Here is an 18,506-nt window from a genome sequence, read left to right on the forward strand (position 1 = left end):
CCCTATGACCGATTTCGCGAGCTTGGGCATCCGGATCGACAGCAGCCAAGCAAAGGCTGCTGTCGATGACCTGGAGAAGCTCGCCACTGCCGGCAAGGGTGCGGAGGGCGCGGCCAAGCGTACAGGGGATGCGTGGACGAAGGCCGCGCAGGCTATTCAGGGCGACACGGGGCAGATCGCCACGCTGCTGAAGCAGCTCAACAACACCCAAACCGCCGCGCTGACGGCGATGAACAACTACGCGCAGGCGCTGGCGAAGACGGCGTCTGCGAACTCGACGGTGGCCGCGGCGACGGCCACGACAAATGCGGCCATCGGTGCGACGACAAGCGTCACCAAGTCTGCGAGCGCGGGCATCGACGAGTACATCAAGAAGCTCGAGCAGATGAACAAGTCGCAGCTGTCCGCTGCGACCTCTGCAAAGCTGATCGATCTGTCCGCTCGCGGTGCCACGCCGACGCAGCTCGCAGCGGCCAAGACGGCCCTGGACGCATCGGACGTCAAGCGCACGTCGGCTGCGATCGACGAGCAGGTAAAGAAGCTGCAGATGGTGGCGGCCACGGCCGGCATGTCTGCGCGCGAAACCAAGCTCTACGAACTCTCCCTGCAGGGCGCGTCGAAGGCCCAGCTGAGCGCCGCCGACTCAGCGATTCGCATGAACGAGAGCTACGAGCGCGGCATTGCCATCGGCCAGCGCTTGAAGTCCGGCATCGTGGCCACGGCGAGTGCAGTGGCCGGCCTTGCCGCAGCGTCGGTCCTTGCAGCTGCTGGCGGCAAGGTGTTGGTCGACAAGATCGCCGACAGCATTGCGAAGTACCAGGACCTCGCCGACAAGACCGGCGAGACAGCTTCCAACATCGCATCGCTGCAGGCGGCCTCAGACCTGTCAGGGGTTTCTCTCGACACGGTCGCGTCGGCATCTGTTCGCCTGACTGCAGCCCTTTCGAAGACCGACGACGAGTCGAAGCTCGTCGCCAAGGGCATCAAGGCGCTGGGCCTGAACTTCGACGACTTCAAGAAGCTCTCGCCGGCCCAGCAGTTGGATGCTGTGGCGAAATCCATGTCGGGGTTCGCGGACGGCGCTGAAAAGACGGCTGTCGCCGTTGCTATCTTCGGCAAGGCCGGCGCGGACCTCATCCCGTTCTTCAACGACCTCGCGGATGCGGGCGAGCGCCAGATCCGGCTGACCGACGACCAGATCAAGGCGGCCGACGAATACGCGAAGGCCCAGGCGCGGCTGAAGAGCGACATCGCGGCGCTCGCTCAGGTCGTGGTCGCGGAGTCGATCCCGGCCCTCAACGATCTCATTGGCGCCTTCAAGGATTCGATCAGCGAAACCCTGGGGATGGGGCGCGAGGTCGACAGCCTGGGCCGGAACAACGGCATCCGCGAGTTTGCGGACAACGCCGCCATCTTCCTGGCCAACGTCATCGACATTGCGCGGCGGACCGCCACAGTTTTCCAGTTTCTTGGCGAGTCAATCGGCGCGACGGCAGCCATCGCAGCCGCGGCAAATCGGAACTCCATCGAAGGCGCGAAGGCCGCATTCTCATTCGACCCGAGCGGGGCGATCAACACTGCGCGCAACCAGATTTCCGAGATCAGCAGCATCATCAAAGATGCGCGTGAGCAGGGGAAGAAGTACTCGGCCGAGACCGTGAGCATGGCCGACCAGGTCGCCAAGCGAATTGCCGATCGTCGGCGCAACGATGCGCAGCGGCCGATTGAAGATCGCGGGTTCACGCCTGGCCGGACGCGAATCGACGCGACGGGCCTGAACACCGACCGCGCGGCGAAGGGAAAGCGAGACAACAGCGCAGCCCAGGAGGCTAAGGCGCAACTCGCCTTCGATCTGGACGACATCCGCAAGGCGCAGGACGCGCTGTCGAACACCATCGCCAACGGCGAGAAGCTGCTCGAGGCCCGCCGCTCGGCCAACTTGATCACCGAGGCCGAGTACTGGAAGCAGAAGCGCGTCTTCCTGCAGCAGAACGAATCGGCGCAAGAGGCTGCGCTTGAGAAGGAGCTCGTGCGCCTGAATCAGGAGCAGCTGACCGGCAAGGAGAAGATCGACAACGACCGGAAGATTCTGGACGCCCAGGCAAAGTTGGCCAAGGTGCGCGAGAACGCGGCGACCAACCTCCAGATTCTCGGGGTCAAGGAGACGGACGCCCTCGACAAGATCCGGCTCAAGTTCCAGCAGGCACAAGAAGCGGCCGACCAGTATGTCGAAACCATCGCGCGGGCCAATGATCGAGACCTCACTGGCCTCGGACGCGGCGGCCGAAATCGAGAGGTTGACGCCCGCATCAACCAACGCGACGACCAGCTTCTGGCGCGTCGACGCGCATTTCAGGATCAGCTCAACTCCGGCCAGCTACTTCAGGAGGACTTCGATAGGCTGCTCGCCATCGAGATCGGCGCTCACGCCAAAGCTCTGGCCGAAGACGAGAGTTACTGGACGAAGAAGCTCGAGCTGCAAAAGGACTGGCGTGTTGGTGCGAGCGAAGCGCTGCAGAACTACATCGACGACGTCGACAACGCCTCAAGGCGCGCCGAGAAGCTGATCACGGACGGACTCGGCGGCCTGACCGACTCGATCACCGACGCGATCATGGGCGACGGCAAGGTGTCGTTCGAAGAGCTCGGGAAGACGATCAGCAAGCAACTTCTCAAGGGCATCGTCGAGCAGCAGATCACCAAGCCCATCGCTGAATGGCTGCAGGGCAGCATCAAGGACCCCGAGTCGATCTTCGGGAAGATCTTCGGCGGGCTCACCAGCAACAAGGGGACCGGCGAGAACTGGCTGGGCAGCCTGCTGGGCCCCACCGCGGGCGGCGGCGCGGCCGCTGCGACCGGCGCTGCTTCGGCCAGTGCCGCCCAGGCATCGCTCGCCGTCAGCGCGACGGGCGCCACGAGCGCGATCACAGCGCTGGCGGCTGCTGCATCCGCCGCGGCTACGGCCATGGGTGGCTCAAGCGTTGGCGGCAGCCTGAGCGGGCTGGGCGGCCTGTTTTCCGGCGGCGGAGGCGGGAGCAGTGACCCGCTTGGTGCGCTGATCGCCATGAACGGCTGGGACGAGGGCGGCTTCACTGGCGCTGGCGGCAAGTACGAGCCGGCCGGCATCGTCCATCGCGGCGAGTACGTCGTGAACGCTGAGAACACACGGCGCTTGGGCCTGTCGTTCCTGGAGCGCCTGAATCGGCGCGGCTATGCCGAAGGCGGCTTCGTCGGTTCGGTGATGGGCGGGAATCTCGGCGCGCCAGGCGGGGACACCAACAACACCTCGAAGCTCGAGGTGCACAACCACTTTGCAGCCGGAACGAACAGCGAGACCGTCGACCAGGCGGCCATGAAGTTCTATCGGCAGCTCAAACGATCGCAGAGAAACGCATGACCGGAATTGTTGTCCTACCCTCTGTGATCGTGCCGAAGGGCATCGTTCTGGCCGGCCTATCGGGGGTGCACTCGCGTCAGAACGAGCGCTCCCGAAATCAAGGCGGCTTCGGCACAGTGAACATCATCCGTGACGTGACCATGCGCGCATGGCAGATCGGGACCGGCCCGATGGACCTCGCACTCGCTGAACAACTGTTCGGCATCTACGAGGTCACTGATGCAGGCGCGTATGCCATGCTGTACGAAGACCCGATCGATTCCATCGCGACCGCAGCCAATGGCGCACTGCTGGGCTACATGTCCGGCATCGAGGCTGGCATCGTTGGGTTCGGCAACGGGACGCCGAACTACGGCTTTCGCAAGGTCTACACGGCGCGCAACAGCGCCCTCCAGCGTGCCCGCGCTTTGACGCGCTTCAGCGGGCCGCCCGCACTACTCCGAGGCGGCACGCCCGTGACCATTGGCGCGGCTGCTGGCAATGCGTCGATCAGCGCCGGTCCTTCCTATGTCACGTTCGTAGCTGACGCCACGCGCACCGTGTCCGCCGTTGCCGTAGGCGCCGCCACGCAGGTGACCCTTTCATCGGCGATCGCTGGCTTCGTGGTTGGTGGCCGCCTTTGGCTTCAAGGCCTTACGGGCGCCGACGCAGCACTGCTGAATGACAAGAGCCACGAGATCGCCAGCATCGCTGGCGCGGTCTACACGCTGGCCACCAACACGGCAGGCAAAACCATCACCGCGGCGGGTCAGGGCCACAAGTACCCGCAGCCCGACGAAACGTTGACGTGGGCGGGTCAGTTCTATGTCCCGGTGCAATTTCGAGATGACACCCTCGATTGGGATCTGGCGATCGCCGGGCCAACGAATCGGCGCCAGGTCGTCATCCCCGCTTGTTTCATCGACGAGACCCGAGAAGCATGAGCAAGACCGTCTCCATCCCGCTCAAGGCCGAGTACGCCAAGGGCACGACGACGATTGCCCGCTGCTGGCGCTTCGAGCGCCGCGACGGCCATGTGGTCACGGTGACGACGTGCGCGCGCGACCTGCTGATCAACGGCGAGGTCTATCGGTCGAAGGAAGGCGTCAACCCCACTGCCATCGCCCAAGAGGCGAGCGCCGCGGTGTCGAACTCGGAGGTGACTGGCACTATGGCTGCCGAGAGCGTCAGCGAGGCTGAGCTTTTCGCAGGGCTGTGGGATAGCGCTTTTGTAACTGTCTTCGAGGTCAACTACCGCGATCTGTCCATGGGCACGATGCAGCTGCAGGGCGGCAACATCGGCGACGTGAAAGCAGGCCGCTCTGCGTTCACAGCCGAGGTGCGCGGCCTCACGCAGCGCCTGCAGAAGGTCGTGGGCGAGCAGTGGACCAAGAATTGCCCAGCCAACTTCGGCGATGCCCGCTGCAAGTTCGATGTCGAAAGTCTGCGGGTGACTGGGACGCTGACGAGCGCCATCGACCTTCGGACCTTCGTCGACTCGACGCGTCCCGAGGCTGACGACTACTTCGGTGCCGGCCTCCTCAAGTTCCTGACGGGTGCGAACGCAGGAGTAGAGCTGGAGGTCTATTCGTATGCGCCTGGCGGCACCTTCGTTCTGCACCTGCCGATGCCATACACGGTCGCAGCAGGAGACCAGTATTCCGTTGTCCCTGGCTGCCGCAAGCGCTTTGAGGAAGACTGCGTGACCAAGTACGCGAACTGGGTGAACTTCCGCGGTGCGCCTCATGTGCCTGGCAACAACAAGATCCTCGGACTCGGCGGTCTTGAAGGCTCTAACGCATGACGGGCGCAGACATTGTTTCCGCGGCGCGCAAGCTCCGCGGGGTTCGCTGGCGCCATCAGGGGCGCTCACTCGATGGCGTGGACTGCATTGGCCTCGTTGTGTTGGCTCGTGCGTCCCTCGGGCTTTCGACCCTCGATGTCACGGACTACGCAAGGCGCGCCTCCAACGAGGCCATGCTGAGCTACTGCCGTGAGCACATGCGGGAGGTGACGCTCGACGACATCGAACTCGGCGACGTGCTGGTGATGCGCTTCGATAGCGACCGGCACATGGCCGTCGTGGCCGATTACCCGGGCGGTGGACTCTCTATCGTTCACTCGCACCTGCCGAACAAGCGAGTCACCGAGAACCGACTAGATCAGCACTTCCTTTCCCGAGTGGTTGGCTGCTTCCGCATGCCTGAGGTATCTCCATGAGCATGCAGCAAGGCCTGGGAATCATTGGCGGGATCGTTGGCGCCTTCTTCGGCTACCCGCAACTTGGCTTTGTCGTTGGTTCCTTGGTCGGCGGGCTGCTGACTCCTGGCGAAAAGACCGAAGGCCCACGCCTGGACGACCGGAAGGTCAGCGTGTCGACCTACGGCGTGGGGAAGGGCATCAACTACGGCAACAACGTTTGGGGTGGGAACTGGCTCTGGAGCACCGACAAGATCGAGCAGGAAACGACCACGGGCGGCAAGGGTGGCGAGCCTGAGAACACGACCTATCGGTACTACATCCACGGATTCCTCGCCCTGTGCGAATCCCCGCCGGCCGGAGTCAGCGTCGCCATTCGGAAGATGTGGGTCGACGGAAAGTTGCAATGGGACCGATCCTCCGGGATTCCGGTTGGCTCAGCGCTCGCAAGCGAAGAGAACCCGCATGCCGCGATCGCGGTGATGCCCGGGTACGAAGACCAGATGCCCATCGCTTTGATGGAGGCATGGATGGGCGGTCCCGGCAGTGTGCCGGCCTACCGCGGGGTTTGCGGCCTCTACATCATTGCCCTCGAGACGCCGAATGGTCGCGTGCCTCAGATTTCTGTCGAGTTGTGCTTTGGCGCCGATGCAGTCTTCGAGGAAACGGAGTTTGCGACTGTCGCCTCTGGGCCGACGTTCTCGACGTCTGCAGTCATCCGCCCGGGCGCTGTGTGGCATTTCAATCAAGACCAGGGGTACAGCGGCGACGGTTTGCCTCTCTTGCTCGATGTGGTGCTGGCCGACGCCAACGGATCGGATGTCTACAGCCATGTGGCCGTCGCGAGAATGCCCGGGTCGACCGGTTCGATCAAGGCAGCCCCAGTCAATTCGGCAAGCGGGTCGCCATTGGTCGTGGTGCCAGATGTTGCTGGCGGGGTCACGAGGGTGACGGCGATCAATCTTGAGGAAGGCACAAGGACCATTCCATACGAGGGCCCTGTGCTCTATGCGGGGGGATTCCCCGGGGTTGGCCTTGCGGCTGCATTCGATGTGACCACCGAGAAATTCATCGTGGGGCGCATCGGCGAATCGATGACCGCGAAGCCCGTCTTCGTCTTGCGCAACGATTCGGCTATCAACCTGGCCTCTGCGTCAGGAGCCCTTCGTCAGATCGCTGCGTACAACGATCGCGTCTACGTGCTGGCCGGCGGAGAGGGTGAAGATAGCCGCCTGCACACGTTTGACCAGGCGACGGGCGCACTCTTGTCGACGGTGACGGGGCCAAACCGCGGGACTCCTGGGGACGCTGCGATGGAGGAGATTTTCGTCAATGCGGACGGGCAGGTCTTTGTTCGAATCTGGATCGCAGATCCATTTTCCAGAGCAATCTACCAGGTGACGGCTTCGGAGTATGTGTATGTCGGTCCCGGGGGAGACGCTGGCGTCACTGGGACCTTCGCTGCACGCACATTCTTCACGGACGGAAGCTACGCAATCGTGGGACCCAACTTCCCCACCGAGGAAGAGGCGGTTTATCAATTCCTGCGGTTTGCCGCCTTCAATCCGAATGAAGCGAAGGTATCCGACATCATTGCCGACCAGTGCGAGCGTGCTGGGGAGCAGCGCTACGACGTCAGTGGAATACCAGACACGGATGTCGTGTGGGGGTGCCGCTACGCAAATCCGGCTAGCGCAAGAGCCAACATTGACCCGCTGCTGACGGCCTTCCAGATATACATCGTGGACGAGGACGGACTGATCAAGTTCAAGAAGTACGAGAACATCACGTCCGTTGCGACGATCTCCTACGACGAACTAGGCCAGACCGAGAGCGGCGGCGAATCGGCCGACGCCATGCCGCTGAGCCGCACCCAAGAGGTGGACCTGCCGCGCAGCGTGACGGTCAGCTATCTCGAGCCTGCGTTCGACTACCAGACCGCGAGCGAGACGGAGGTGCGGCAGGTCACCGAGTCGACTGAGGATCAGACCTACGAACTGCCGATTGCAACGAACTCGGACCAAGCGAACCGGATCGCCAAGACGATCATGTTTTCGCAGTGGCGCAGCCAGAACCTGCGCAGCCTCAAGGTCTCGCGCAAGTACGCTTTCTTGAGTGCGGGTGATGGCATCACCGTCGAGTACCCCAGAGGGACGTTCAGGCTCTGGCGCATCACCAGCATGACCGACACTGGAGCGCTGTGCGAGTTCAACGTGGAGCCGGGGGACGCACAGCTCTACACGCAAACGGGCGTAGGCGCGACTGGATATGTGGGCCAGACGGTGGCGCCTCTGGCATCGCCGACGCGCTTGCAACTGATCGACGGACCGATCTTGAAGGACGAAGACAGCAATGCAGGAATCTATACAGCGTTGATGCGCACTGCAGGCGAACTGTTTGTGGGAAACGACGATGCCAGCCTGGAATCTCGTGGTGCGACGAGTGCCCCGGCGGTCGGTGGATTGGTGGAAGGTACGCTGGGGCCTTGGCTGCCCAACATCATGGACGAGACCAACGTCATGATCGTCAACGTCGGGAGTGGCGAGTTGAGCAGCACGACGCGGTCGCTTCTCTACACCACCACCGTCAATGCCGCGATGGTTGGCGTAAACGGTCGGTGGGAGGTCATCCAGTTCCTGCGGGCTGCGTCTCTTGGCTCTGGTCGATACATGCTGTCGGGCCTGCTGCGTGGCATGCGCGGGACTGAGCGCAACCGATCAACGCACGCTGCAGGCGATACCTTCGTTCTGTTGACGCGCATTGGCATCCTTCGCCCGAACATGGACGTTGGCTCAATTGGAACCACGAAGAGCTACCGTGCGGTGGCGAAGGGCCGTAGCTTCTCCAGCGCCTCGTCGCAACGGTTTGCGAACACTGCTGAGGGGTTGAGCCCGTTCAGCCCGTGGGGCGCTCGCAAGAGCAATGCGGCGACGAACGATCAGACGCTGACATGGGAGCGCCGCACACGACTCTCGTCGAATTCGCTACGCGGCACCGTGCCGCTCGGGGAGGCGGTCGAGGCCTACAGCATCGACTTCTTCACGAGCAGTTCCTTCGCAACGCGAGCGGGAACGATGGCCAGCAGCTCGCGTACCTTGACCATCACGAGCGCCCAGCAGGCAGCAATGGGCCTGACGCCCGGGGCGACTCTCTACATCCGGATCTACCAGCTCAGCGAGTCAGTCGGCCGCGGGGCAGCACTTGAGGCAATCGTCTAATGGCAAATTCAACATCCCCGGTTCCGCAAGTAGTCGAGGGCACGGGTGCCGTCGCCTCGATCAACGAACTCTTCGACGCAGGGAGCCAGGCGCTGATCGGTGGCCGCTGGGCGGCGGGCATCACGGGGCCATTGAAGTTCGCGGTAGTCGGAGGCCGCGCCAACGGCGTCGATGGCGCGAACACCGAGGTCACGCTCACTGCGAGTTCCACCAACTATGTCGTTCGGAAGAAGTCGGATGGCGTGGTCAGCTCGTCCACGAGCAACACCAACTGGAACGATGCCGCGACCTACTACCGCCTTTACACGGTGGTGACGGGGGCATCCAGTGTCACCAGCTACACCGATGAGCGCCTCAGCTCGACGGGCATCTTTGGAAGCGCTGGAGTTGGATCGGGGGATGTCGTGGGCCCTGCCGGCGTGACTGCCGATCGATTGGCAGTCTTCGATGGCATCACCGGAAAGGTGATCAAGGATGGCGGTTTCACCGTCGCTGGCCTTCGTGCTCCTGCGATTCAGGCCGTCACTTCTGCCGCCACGGTCACGCCCACCTTCGCGGATGACATCGTGAAGGTGACGGCCCAAGCCGCCGCGCTCGCTCTTGCGAATCCCACTGGGACGGCAATCGATGCCCTAGGCATTGTGATCCGAATCAAGGACAACGGCACGGCGAGGGCGATCACCTACGGGACGCAGTACCGAGCGATCGGCGTGACTCTGCCGACGACGACGGTGGTCAGCAAGACGCTGTACCTGGCGATGATCTACAACACCGAAGACACGAAGTGGGATGTGGTCGCCGTGGGGCAGGAAGCATGAAGCCATTTGCGGCCCTGAGACTGCGAAACCAAGTTGTCGCAGGCGGTGGTAGCGGGTGGAACGTGGCGGATGTCAGTCCGTCTGGCGGGTCGGTGTTCTCGCTGTCTTCAGGATCGAAGACGGCGACCGCCTCCACCGGTACAAATGCAGGGATACGCGGTGTCGCGTCGCGGTCCTCGGGCGTTCATTACTTCGAGTTCAAGGTAGATGCACTCGGGTCCGGCACTGATGGGATGTTGCTGGGCGCAAGTTGGGGAACGCTCCCTGACGCCTGGACCGCGGCAACCGCGATGGCCGTCTACCGCAAGAACGGGCAATCGTTCTACGACGGAGGAAATTTCAATGCGGGCGGGTCTGCCTGGTCGGCCGGCGATGTAATTGGCGTTGTCGTCAGCCACACAGGGGCATTCGTCCGCTTCTATCGAAACAACACCCTGATCACCACGATTACTGCGACGGCGCCGGGCGCCAATTCAAAACCGGCGTACTGGGCTGAGACCAACATGGGGGGCGTTGTCACCCTCAGGACCAAGCTCGCGGAATTCTCGTATGCATTGCCTGCAGGCTCTTCAGCATGGGAGTGACCCTTGCCAGCCAACCACAACCCGCTTCGGCGGGTTTTTTCATTCCTGAAAGGAACCCATGCCTGAGCCAACCACCACTGCCGGCATGATCGTCGGCGCCATCTCAATGGCCACGCTGGCGCTGCTGGGTGTGGACTATTACTCGCTGCTCTGGGCGCTTGTGGGGGCGCTGCTCGCGCTCTACCAGTCCGAGTCGATGGGCAAGGTCCGCACGGTGATTTTCATCCTGCTGTCCACGCTGATCGGCGCCGCGTGCGGCACCGGTGCGCTTGCCTTCGTCAACAGCGATTCGCGCCCGCTGCTGATCCTGGCCAGTCTGGTGGCCGGCTACGGCGCGCAGATCGTCGTGACTGCGCTGCTCAATGCTGGCGTGAAGCGCATCGAGAAGCTGGGAGGTCAATGATGGAAACGATCCTTCGCCTGGCCGGCCTGGCCGGCTGCGTGCTGGTGCTGGCCGGCTGCATCTGCCGCATCGGTCTCATGAAGAGCAAGCGCAATCGCTTCATCTGGTGGCTGGTCTACGCGCTCATGGCGATCTATGCGGGCGGCGTGCTGCTCGACTTGATCGTCGACCGGCGCGTCGACTGGTACGAGATCGCTGGCATCGGCGGGATCGTGCTGCACCTCGAGGTGACGCGGCGCCAGTGGCGCAACGGCGCACCGCCCGAAACCCGCACGGATCACTCACCCCTCGGAGACCGATGATGGAACTCGCTCAACTCATCAAGACCGCGATCAATCCGGCACTGGCCATCTTGCCGATGCGCATGGACTCGCCCCGCGCGCGCGTGATGCTGCTGTCGATCGGGCTGCAAGAGTCGCACTTCGAGCATCGCCGCCAGATGGGCAACGGCCCGGCCCGCGGCTTCTGGCAGTTCGAGCGCGGCGGCGGCGTCAAGGGCGTGTTCACGCACTCGGCCAGCACAGGGCACCTGCGCAACCTGTGCGACGCGCGCGGCGTGCCGTTCGACGTGCCGACGATCTGGGCCGCCCTGGAGCGCGACGACGTGCTGGCCGCCGGCGTGGCGCGGCTGCTGCTGTACACCGATCCCTACCCGCTGCCAGCCGAGGAAGACGCAGGCGCTTCGTGGGATCTGTACCTGCGCACCTGGCGCCCGGGCAAGCCTCACCCGCGAACGTGGCCGGGCTACCACCAGCAGGCTCGCGAGGCCTTGGGGCTCCGGTAATGCTCCCCGACCTCAAGACCCCGCTGCTCTGGGTGCTCGGGCTGGGGCTCGTGGCTGCGCTGGCCACGGCCGGCATAGAGCGCACACGCGCGGCCGGCGCCCGCGCTGACCTGGCCACCGAGAAGCGCAGCCGAGCCGACGAGAACACCGCCCGCGCGCTGGCAGCGCTGGCCGACCTGCAGCGCACCGTCACGCTGATGGCGTCGCATGCCAAAACCCAACAGGAGAACGTCGATGCATACGAAGCGCGCCTCGCGGTGCTGGCCGGCCGTGGCCGCACTGTTGCTGCTGAGCTTGTCAGGGTGCGCGAGCAATACCGCACCTTCGCCGCCCTTGATCGCGAGCAGGCCGTCAGCGACCCCGCTGCCTGCCAGCGTGTCGCAGATCGATCCGGAGTCCTCGCGGCCATGGCTGCACGAAGTCGAGAGCTTCTTGAGCGAGGCCGACTCATTGTTGAAGGGCGAGACAACGAAGTGCAGCTTCTGCTCGGCACCGTGAAGAACGATCGGGCGCTGCTGGGGCCGCCGTCACTCGCCGTCAAGTGAAGATCGGCCGCTTGGCCGACTTGACCAAATGTTGAACTACAACCACAGTATGTTGTCTACAGGGCTTGCATCGCTTGCAAACCTGCGGTAGCTCTGTAAGCTCGAAGGTCATCACAAATACTTACAATCGATGACTTTCCCGGAAGATAGAACGTGGCAGTAACGAAACCCACCGGAGCCCCGGCGCCCGATAAGGTTGGATACGCACAAGCCATTAGGGATGTATTTATTACATCCATCAATAAGGGGCAATTCCCTTTCGCCATTGTCGGCGCCGTTGCTCTGTTGCTGATTTGGAGAATACCAGAGCAAGAAATTGTTCCGTTGATCCGTTGGATTTTCGAAGCGCTCGGTTCCATCTACTACCTCGGCTTCTTGTTGTTCGTATTGACTGTCTTTGGTTGGTATTTTCATGCGCAAAGGATGCGCAGAGAATTTACGGAGCAATTGCAAGCCTTCAAGGCAGGGCAAAAACTCCCCAAACCAGGAAAATAATCATGATTTTTTTGGGAATACTGATACTTGCACTGACGCTTTTTGCGTTCTTGCACTTCATTGCCGACGGAATTCTCGCTCCATCGGAGCAAATGCTTGTTCGCCTAAAGCTGCTGCATGCCACAGAAGAGGCTGAGGAATTGCTTGAGCGTTCGAGCGGGCCCAATCGGCAACATGCGCTTCGAGTCCGATCCTCCTATCAGAACTTGATCAATGATATGCCGAGGTTCAATCTCTGGACGTTCGCCGCATTCAAGCACAAGTTTGATACTGATGAGCGGTTTCGAAAAGAAGCGATCGCCCGTGTTCAAGAATTTGACTCTTGCGGTGACGAGGAGCTAATTGAGATGCGAAGGCGAGTCGTCAGGTATGGGGACAAGATTCTGCTTTGGAATACCATCGGCTGGGGGATTTACATCGTTCCTGTTGCCGTTTGCATGGCCGCGTTTTCGAAAATTCAGAATGGGATAAAGGCAATAATTACATTGCCCCCTTCGAAATTGGATGAGATCCAAAGAAACTTTGCCTAGCACATCAGAACGCGTCAACATGAAAAGCCTCAGCCAACCGGCTGGGGCTTTTTTGAGTTCGGATTCCGCGTTCAAGAAGTGTTGATCTATAGCAGGTCGGCCACTTCTGATCCATACCGTGCGGCCACGATAGCCCGACCGACGGCGATGCGAGGATTCGGCCCTTCCTGCCACGGGCCGCGGCCTTCCGGCAGCCGGCCCCCCGGGCGGCCCACCACGATAGAGCACCACTGGTAGGCCTTGCCGGGCATGGGGGCGACGTGGATTGCCTCGCGCTCGATCAGCTGATCGAAGCCTGGCCAGGAGGTGCTGTACGCCGTGCCGGGCTCTTCGCCCAGCGCCTTGGCGATCCAGGCATGCAGGGTGGCACCGCCTAGCTCCGAGGTCTTCATGCCGCCGGCTGGCCCCTCAGGACTTCGACCGGGCCGATGCCGCTATAGACCACCTCGTTGGTCTTCAGGGAGGTCACGGTCCAGCGCTCGCCGGCCGCGCCCGGCGTGACCTTGTAGTCGCCGATCGCGTGCGGAAGGTGGTGGTCCAGGGTGACGTCGGGGCCCAGCCAGGTCGGCATGCGAAGGATCGTGGAAGAGGCGGGGAAAAAGTCTGTCTGGCTCATGCTCGAATTGTCGCTGGCGGCCCGCGGCGGCCTGGCGATCCCACCCTTGGGTTGTATTTCGCGTTTACTGCCTGTGGGTAATATCCGGCGTCGGTGCCGATTCGCCGTCAAGCTGTTCGCTCTTCGCCCCAATGCCTGACACCAGCCGGGCCGAATAGGTCTCCTCTTCGGGCGTTCTCGCCCGGCCCTTGTGGGGGATGGTGTGCCTAAACATTTCTTCGGTGGTCTCCAGCACGCGGCGAACCTCACGCGACGACAGAATTGGAACGGCGCCCGGGTGGCTCTCTGCGGCATGCTCCACGGTCATCTTGACGCTCGACGGGTGCGGCTTCTTCTTCCAGATGCTGGGCGGCATCATGAAGGTGAAGTACTCGACTTCTTTCATGGTCGTGGGCCCGAGGTCATGGCGCGTTGAAACCCGGTATCAGCTCGCGCCGCGGGCGGATTGCGTCCGCAAAGTCCTTCGCAGCGACCTTGAGCGGGTCTCGATGGCGGTTCTTGAACTCCAGATCGCCGGCCCGGTCGTAGAGCTCTTCGATCCCGGCCTCGCCGTCGGCCAGTCTGATCCACTCCCGAACGAACCTGTTGGTCCAGGAGCGCTCTGGTTTCGTCTTTCTCTTTGGCATGGTTTCCCCTTCAAATGCTGTATGGATATACAGTTTCTCCCCGGGGTTTCCAGCCGTCAACCGGTGCCCGAGTGCAGAATGTGGGCATGAGCCACCTACGCCAAATCGCCCTGACGGTCGACGAGCAGGACCCGGGCCGCTACTACTGGGTGATGATCGAATCGAAGGATGACGCCAGGATCTACGGGGAGTTGAAGGCCTCTCAGGAAGCCTTCGGCACCTACATGGAAGCCTTCGAGGCCGGCGCCCAGGAGCTGCGTCGCATGGTCAACTGGCGTGACGGCCTGAGGGGCTGACGATGTGCAACCGGTACATCGCCCCTGATGACCTCGAGGTCGAGCGTTTCTGGCAGGTTCACCAGAACTCGCCGCCGCGGTGGGTGAAGGCCGTGTTCCCGCGCTCGCCTGGCCCGTTCATCCGACGAGCCAAGGACGTGACCGACTACGAGCGCGAGCTGGTGACCGGCCAGTGGGGCCTGATCCCCTGGTTCGCCAAGGAGCCGAAGCTCAAGTTCCCGACCAACAACGCCCGCAGCGAAGAACTCGAGCAGAAGGCCAGCTACAAGGACCCGTGGAAGCGCGGCCAGCGCTGCATCATCCCGGCCGTCAGCTTCGACGAGCCGAACTGGGAGACCGGGAAGAACGTGTGGTGGCAATTCCGCCGCGCCGACGGTGCGCCGTGGGGCCTCGCCGGGCTGTGGAACACCTGGACCGACAAGGCCTCGGGCGAGATCCACGAGAGCTACACGATGTTGACGATCAACGCCGACGGCCATCCGCTCATGGGCCGCATGCACAAGCCCGATCCGAAGCTGCCGGCCGACCAGCAGGACAAGCGCTCGGTGATCCCGCTCGAGGCGCACGACTTCGACCGGTGGCTGACCTGCACGGTCGAAGAGGCGAGGGCGCTGCTGAAGGTGCCGCCGGTCGAGCTGTTCGACGCCGCGCCGCTAGCGGCCTGAGCGATCTTCCGTTGCGCCAGGGAGACGCGGATTCGAATCGGTGAGTAGGCATCGCAGTAGGCATCCTGCAGAAAATGAGCCTGCAAGCCGCATGAATCCTAGCGATGTGACTGCCTCCCTCTCCTCCAAGAATGGCCCCGCAAGGGGCTATTTTTTTGCCTGTTTGTTCCTGAACAGCGCCTCGCAGCATTGAGGCCTCGGCCGTTCCGCCGCTGCAGTCCTGGGCGGATTCACCCCAAGACCTGCAGTTTTCGAGCGATGTCGAAGACGAGGCATGGTCACGACGGAACGCCGTGACCAATCCCCCCGCCCGCTCAGAACGGATAAACGGGCGTCTGCCCCTGCACCGACAACCACTGCCCCGTCGACAACTGGTTGGCCTTGCCGGCCCCCAAGGCATAGAACCGCTGCGGCGCCAGCGGAAGCGTCAGCGCCGCCACCGAATTCAGCGCAGTCTGCGTGAGCGGAACGCCGTACATCGAGAAGACGTTGCGCAGGTCCTGGCCGATGATCTTCGAGCTCAGCACGTACAGCAGTTCGTGGTTCGAAATGTCGTTGCTGGCGTAGCCGCTCATGCCGTAGTTGCCCGCCGTGTTGGTGCTCCACTTCTTGGCGACCAGGCGCCCGCCTTTCGACAGCAGCGTGAGGAACTCGATCGTGCTGGCGGCCGTGGGTTGGGCTTCGCTGTGGCGGGCCTGGGTGTAGAGAAACGCCAGCTGGAAGTACATGGCGAGCATGGGGCTTTGCTCCGGGCCGCCCCACAGGCGGGCCTGCATGTCCGCGCGCTGTGGCTCACCGCTGAGCGCAAGCGCCCGGTTGTCCTGGATCATCTTGTACAGGGCCGCGTGGGCGGTGCGGGTGCCGCTGTCGTCCTCGCCGAGAACGGCATAGCGGCGCAGCATGTGGGCGCTGGACAGCGTGTTGTTGTCGCACTCGGTGCTGCAGCCTTTGTCGTCGATCACGATGTGCATCCAGGGCTGCACGGTGTTGTGGCCCAGCTCGTGCGGCCAGCCCCAGCCGATGTCCATCGGCCAGTTGTCGGAGTCGATCGGGTTGCCCGAGCAACCACTGCCGCACCTCGGCAGCCAGCTCACGAAGTGCTGTACGCCCGGCGCGTTGTGCACGGCGTCGTCGCAGGCCCACGCGAAGCTGGTGCACAAGGTCGACACGGTGCTGGGCATCTTCATGTCGTTGTAGCCGTTGGACATGTGGTTGGTGTCCATGAGGATGCCTTCGATGCGCCGCGTGACGAGGTCCTGCGGCGTCCGCAGCGTGCCCGCCGGCATGCCCGACTTGAAGCTCTTGAGCGCGACGGCAATCGTCTGCTGCAGTTCACCGCCGCGGAACTTGAAGGTCGACCAACCGTAGTCCTGGCGTTGCAGCGCGGCCATGGTGGCGTCCAGCTCGGCCTGCGCGGGCGTGCCCTGGCTGAAGTCGAAGTGGGCGTACCTGATCGTGCCCTTGACGCGCAGCTTGACCTTCTGCCCGGCCGTGGCGCCGCTGTAGCTCAGGAACAGCGGGCCTCCGAACGGCGTGACGAAGTCGTTGGCGGCATCGCGCTGCAGCGGCACGGTCCAGGACGGTGCCTGGCGCGGGCGGATGTAGTTGCCGGCGTCCGTCAGCGGGTTGCCGTAGGTGCGGACATGGCTGGTCTGCACGCCGAGGATCACGCCGGCGGGTGCTTCGGCAATCTCGAGTGCCAGGGCCTTGGCCGGAATCGCGCCGCGGCCGATCGCGGTCTTGCCGCTGCCTTGCGGCAAGGTGAGCTCGATGGTTTCGTAGTCCGTGCTCGTGGCGAGCTTCTGCGCGCCGGCGGGCATGTAGTCGCCCTGGCCGCCCGGTTGCGTCGTGGTCGCGGTGCGGCCATAGGCTTGCCACGAATCGGACGCATAGGCGCGCAGGAAGTTGGCCGCATCGCTGGTGCGGTTGATCTTGCCGTAGGCGATGTCGCGGCGCCATTCATCGGCCCACAGCACCAGCAGGCGCTGCAGTTCGGTGTTCTCCGTCTTGAAGAGCGACCGGCCGGCCAGCTCGGTGCTCGACAGGTCCTTGCGCGCCGCGTCGATGCCGACGATGGGGGCGTTGTCGACGGCGAAGTCCTGCGTGTACTTGTCCCTGGCGAGCCACTCGAGCGTGTGCACGAGGCTGCCGAGCTGGTCGGCGCGCGCCAGGGCGTCTGCAGCGGTGCGGCTCGCGCCCACTGAATAACCCGGTGCTGCCGCAAAGAAGTTGCCGGGGTCGGCGGCGAGGTTCATGCCCAGGCTGGACAGCAACCGCGTGCCGCCCGGGGCGGTCCACCAGCTGCTGTGCATGTAGATCACGGCCTTGCCGGCCTTCACGTAGCTTCGCACCAGCTCACCCAGGGCCGGGTTGTCGGCCACGTTGGCGCCGAAGACGAGCAGGTCGGCGTCGCGCCAGCAGGTGTTGGTGGGCGAGGCGATGTCGCACGCGATCTCCTGCGTCTTCTTTTGCAGGCGGGTCGCGAAGTTCTTGATGGCGCCTGCGTTGTAGCCCGCCTGGCTGAACTTGAGCGTGGCCGGCAGCGTGCCGTCGGCTTGCCCCGTCATCACCCAGGTGAAGGCGCGCGTGAACAGTGGCAGGTGCTGCTGCTCTTTCGTCGTGCCGGCCATCCAGCCCAGCACGTCGGCACCGTAGGCCAGCGCGCGGCCGTCGCCCAGTTCGGCGATGGCCGCGATGCCTGAGCCGTCATCCGCGACGATGAATGGAATCGCCTGCGTGAGGCTGGCCGGGGTCAGCTCGGCGCTGTTCTTGCTGATGTCGAGCGCAAGGTTCGGCACCTGCCCCTTCGTGTTGTAGATGTCGGCCAATACCTGCTGCGGGCGCGCACGCAGTTCGATGGCCTTGCGCGTCGCGCGCTCCAGCAGCGTGGCGCGGTCCTCGGGCTGCAGGCCGCTCGGGTCTCCGCTGTCGAGTGCCGCGTCGACGCGACTCACCGGCGGTGTGGCGCCATCGTCCGGCGCACCGGCGGACGTGCCCGGCGTGCCGGGCATGCCGATCCCGGCAAAGCCGGCGCCGCCGGAGTCTCCGCCACCGCCGCCACAGGCGGACAGGGCGAGGCAGGCGATCAGGGTCACGAGCTTGCGCGCGTGCGTCATGGTTCTTCTCCTTGTAGTTCTGACTTTTTGGACATGAGGCCGGAGGTGCGAGCGGGGTCGTACCTCCCTGTCGCGATGAGACGCGACGCGCTGCTGCGGCGTGTGTGTACTGCCGGCGGCGGGCGACGGATTGTCGCCAGCGCTGACAGGTTTTCGACAGGTCTTTCAGCGACCGTTGGCTCGATCAAACACTTGGAGCTCGGGCACGGAAAAGTCCGCGCCGTGCACGCGTGGA

20 protein-coding genes are annotated in these 18,506 nt (G+C 63.4%); 15 read left to right on the forward strand and 5 right to left on the reverse strand.

Going from position 1 to position 18,506, the window contains the following annotated elements:
• Nucleotides 1-4: 4 nt before the first annotated feature.
• The 13 genes from CY658_RS05090 to CY658_RS05145 all read left to right on the forward strand — a co-directional run bounded on the left by CY658_RS05090 (nt 5) and on the right by CY658_RS05145 (nt 12,952).
• Nucleotides 5-3,397, forward strand: a complete 3,393-nt coding sequence (locus CY658_RS05090) for a phage tail tape measure C-terminal domain-containing protein (RefSeq protein ID WP_101489142.1) — start codon at nt 5-7, stop codon at nt 3,395-3,397.
• A complete protein-coding gene (locus CY658_RS05095) occupies nt 3,394-4,320 on the forward strand; it encodes a hypothetical protein (protein ID WP_101489143.1) in 927 nt (308 codons plus the stop codon). Before CY658_RS05090 ends, CY658_RS05095 begins: the two co-directional genes overlap by 4 nt.
• Nucleotides 4,317-5,180: a DUF2163 domain-containing protein gene (locus CY658_RS05100; RefSeq protein WP_101489144.1), complete on the forward strand. Its 864-nt coding sequence runs from the start codon at nt 4,317-4,319 to the stop codon at nt 5,178-5,180. The genes CY658_RS05095 and CY658_RS05100 overlap by 4 nt, the downstream gene beginning before the upstream one ends.
• Nucleotides 5,177-5,596: a C40 family peptidase gene (locus tag CY658_RS05105; RefSeq protein ID WP_101489145.1), complete on the forward strand. Its 420-nt coding sequence runs from the start codon at nt 5,177-5,179 to the stop codon at nt 5,594-5,596. Before CY658_RS05100 ends, CY658_RS05105 begins: the two co-directional genes overlap by 4 nt.
• Nucleotides 5,593-8,793, forward strand: coding sequence for a phage tail protein (locus CY658_RS05110; RefSeq protein ID WP_101489146.1), 3,201 nt, complete (start codon nt 5,593-5,595; stop codon nt 8,791-8,793). Before CY658_RS05105 ends, CY658_RS05110 begins: the two co-directional genes overlap by 4 nt.
• The gene (locus tag CY658_RS05115) at nt 8,793-9,611 is read left to right on the forward strand and encodes a hypothetical protein (RefSeq protein ID WP_101489147.1); all 819 of its coding nucleotides are present in this window, start codon (nt 8,793-8,795) and stop codon (nt 9,609-9,611) included. The genes CY658_RS05110 and CY658_RS05115 overlap by 1 nt, the downstream gene beginning before the upstream one ends.
• Nucleotides 9,608-10,195, forward strand: coding sequence for a hypothetical protein (locus CY658_RS05120; protein WP_180838873.1), 588 nt, complete (start codon nt 9,608-9,610; stop codon nt 10,193-10,195). Before CY658_RS05115 ends, CY658_RS05120 begins: the two co-directional genes overlap by 4 nt.
• 58 nt (nt 10,196-10,253) lie before the next feature.
• The gene (locus CY658_RS05125) at nt 10,254-10,598 is read left to right on the forward strand and encodes a hypothetical protein (RefSeq protein WP_143713606.1); all 345 of its coding nucleotides are present in this window, start codon (nt 10,254-10,256) and stop codon (nt 10,596-10,598) included.
• Nucleotides 10,598-10,900, forward strand: a complete 303-nt coding sequence (locus tag CY658_RS05130) for a hypothetical protein (protein WP_101489150.1) — start codon at nt 10,598-10,600, stop codon at nt 10,898-10,900. The genes CY658_RS05125 and CY658_RS05130 overlap by 1 nt, the downstream gene beginning before the upstream one ends.
• A complete protein-coding gene (locus tag CY658_RS05135; protein ID WP_101489151.1) occupies nt 10,900-11,382 on the forward strand; it encodes a hypothetical protein in 483 nt (160 codons plus the stop codon). Before CY658_RS05130 ends, CY658_RS05135 begins: the two co-directional genes overlap by 1 nt.
• Complete coding sequence (locus tag CY658_RS05140; protein WP_101489152.1) at nt 11,382-11,927, forward strand: hypothetical protein; 546 nt, start codon at nt 11,382-11,384, stop codon at nt 11,925-11,927. Before CY658_RS05135 ends, CY658_RS05140 begins: the two co-directional genes overlap by 1 nt.
• Before the next feature lie 153 nt (nt 11,928-12,080).
• Nucleotides 12,081-12,422 (forward strand): hypothetical protein, encoded by a 342-nt coding sequence (locus CY658_RS32400; protein WP_143713608.1) that lies wholly within the window; start codon nt 12,081-12,083, stop codon nt 12,420-12,422.
• Nucleotides 12,423-12,424: 2 nt separating this feature from the next.
• Complete coding sequence (locus CY658_RS05145; RefSeq protein ID WP_101489153.1) at nt 12,425-12,952, forward strand: hypothetical protein; 528 nt, start codon at nt 12,425-12,427, stop codon at nt 12,950-12,952.
• 86 nt (nt 12,953-13,038) lie between these two features.
• Here the strand turns inward: CY658_RS05145 and CY658_RS05150 are convergent, their stop codons facing one another.
• The 4 genes from CY658_RS05150 to CY658_RS05165 form a co-directional block, all read right to left on the reverse strand.
• Nucleotides 13,039-13,344: a hypothetical protein gene (locus CY658_RS05150; RefSeq protein ID WP_101489154.1), complete on the reverse strand. Its 306-nt coding sequence runs from the start codon at nt 13,342-13,344 to the stop codon at nt 13,039-13,041.
• Entirely contained in the window at nt 13,341-13,523 is a 183-nt protein-coding gene (locus CY658_RS05155; protein WP_257884704.1) for a hypothetical protein, read from the reverse strand. The genes CY658_RS05150 and CY658_RS05155 overlap by 4 nt, the downstream gene beginning before the upstream one ends.
• 109 nt (nt 13,524-13,632) lie before the next feature.
• Entirely contained in the window at nt 13,633-13,953 is a 321-nt protein-coding gene (locus CY658_RS05160; protein WP_101489156.1) for a hypothetical protein, read from the reverse strand.
• A gap of 16 nt (nt 13,954-13,969) precedes the next feature.
• Nucleotides 13,970-14,194 (reverse strand): hypothetical protein, encoded by a 225-nt coding sequence (locus CY658_RS05165; RefSeq protein ID WP_101489157.1) that lies wholly within the window; start codon nt 14,192-14,194, stop codon nt 13,970-13,972.
• 86 nt (nt 14,195-14,280) lie between these two features.
• Between CY658_RS05165 and CY658_RS05170 the strand changes: the two genes are divergently transcribed.
• Nucleotides 14,281-14,490, forward strand: a complete 210-nt coding sequence (locus tag CY658_RS05170) for a hypothetical protein (protein WP_101489158.1) — start codon at nt 14,281-14,283, stop codon at nt 14,488-14,490.
• A gap of 2 nt (nt 14,491-14,492) precedes the next feature.
• Nucleotides 14,493-15,155, forward strand: a complete 663-nt coding sequence (locus CY658_RS05175; RefSeq protein WP_101489159.1) for an SOS response-associated peptidase — start codon at nt 14,493-14,495, stop codon at nt 15,153-15,155.
• A gap of 314 nt (nt 15,156-15,469) precedes the next feature.
• Here the strand turns inward: CY658_RS05175 and CY658_RS05180 are convergent, their stop codons facing one another.
• On the reverse strand, nt 15,470-18,271 hold the full coding sequence (locus tag CY658_RS05180) for an ImpA family metalloprotease (RefSeq protein ID WP_101489160.1): 2,802 nt from the start codon (nt 18,269-18,271) through the stop codon (nt 15,470-15,472).
• Between the last annotated feature and the right edge of the window lie 235 nt (nt 18,272-18,506).

This window comes from Variovorax sp. RO1, assembly GCF_002849325.1.
GTDB lineage: Bacteria > Pseudomonadota > Gammaproteobacteria > Burkholderiales > Burkholderiaceae_C > Variovorax.

What these genes read in the sequence shown, in the direction of transcription:
- CY658_RS05135 (WP_101489151.1), top strand. Translation starts at nt 10,900, where the DNA reads ATGGAACTCGCTCAACTCATCAAGACCGCGATCAATCCGGCACTGGCC.
- CY658_RS05090 (WP_101489142.1), top strand. Translation starts at nt 5, where the DNA reads ATGACCGATTTCGCGAGCTTGGGCATCCGGATCGACAGCAGCCAAGCA.
- CY658_RS05115 (WP_101489147.1), top strand. Translation starts at nt 8,793, where the DNA reads ATGGCAAATTCAACATCCCCGGTTCCGCAAGTAGTCGAGGGCACGGGT.
- CY658_RS05110 (WP_101489146.1), top strand. Translation starts at nt 5,593, where the DNA reads ATGAGCATGCAGCAAGGCCTGGGAATCATTGGCGGGATCGTTGGCGCC.
- CY658_RS05095 (WP_101489143.1), top strand. Translation starts at nt 3,394, where the DNA reads ATGACCGGAATTGTTGTCCTACCCTCTGTGATCGTGCCGAAGGGCATC.
- CY658_RS05100 (WP_101489144.1), top strand. Translation starts at nt 4,317, where the DNA reads ATGAGCAAGACCGTCTCCATCCCGCTCAAGGCCGAGTACGCCAAGGGC.
- CY658_RS05180 (WP_101489160.1), bottom strand. Translation starts at nt 18,271, where the DNA reads ATGACGCACGCGCGCAAGCTCGTGACCCTGATCGCCTGCCTCGCCCTG.
- CY658_RS05150 (WP_101489154.1), bottom strand. Translation starts at nt 13,344, where the DNA reads ATGAAGACCTCGGAGCTAGGCGGTGCCACCCTGCATGCCTGGATCGCC.
- CY658_RS05155 (WP_257884704.1), bottom strand. Translation starts at nt 13,523, where the DNA reads ATGCCGACCTGGCTGGGCCCCGACGTCACCCTGGACCACCACCTTCCG.
- CY658_RS05145 (WP_101489153.1), top strand. Translation starts at nt 12,425, where the DNA reads ATGATTTTTTTGGGAATACTGATACTTGCACTGACGCTTTTTGCGTTC.
- CY658_RS05160 (WP_101489156.1), bottom strand. Translation starts at nt 13,953, where the DNA reads ATGAAAGAAGTCGAGTACTTCACCTTCATGATGCCGCCCAGCATCTGG.
- CY658_RS05170 (WP_101489158.1), top strand. Translation starts at nt 14,281, where the DNA reads ATGAGCCACCTACGCCAAATCGCCCTGACGGTCGACGAGCAGGACCCG.
- CY658_RS05120 (WP_180838873.1), top strand. Translation starts at nt 9,608, where the DNA reads ATGAAGCCATTTGCGGCCCTGAGACTGCGAAACCAAGTTGTCGCAGGC.
- CY658_RS05165 (WP_101489157.1), bottom strand. Translation starts at nt 14,194, where the DNA reads ATGCCAAAGAGAAAGACGAAACCAGAGCGCTCCTGGACCAACAGGTTC.
- CY658_RS05175 (WP_101489159.1), top strand. Translation starts at nt 14,493, where the DNA reads ATGTGCAACCGGTACATCGCCCCTGATGACCTCGAGGTCGAGCGTTTC.
- CY658_RS05105 (WP_101489145.1), top strand. Translation starts at nt 5,177, where the DNA reads ATGACGGGCGCAGACATTGTTTCCGCGGCGCGCAAGCTCCGCGGGGTT.
- CY658_RS05130 (WP_101489150.1), top strand. Translation starts at nt 10,598, where the DNA reads ATGGAAACGATCCTTCGCCTGGCCGGCCTGGCCGGCTGCGTGCTGGTG.
- CY658_RS05140 (WP_101489152.1), top strand. Translation starts at nt 11,382, where the DNA reads ATGCTCCCCGACCTCAAGACCCCGCTGCTCTGGGTGCTCGGGCTGGGG.
- CY658_RS05125 (WP_143713606.1), top strand. Translation starts at nt 10,254, where the DNA reads ATGCCTGAGCCAACCACCACTGCCGGCATGATCGTCGGCGCCATCTCA.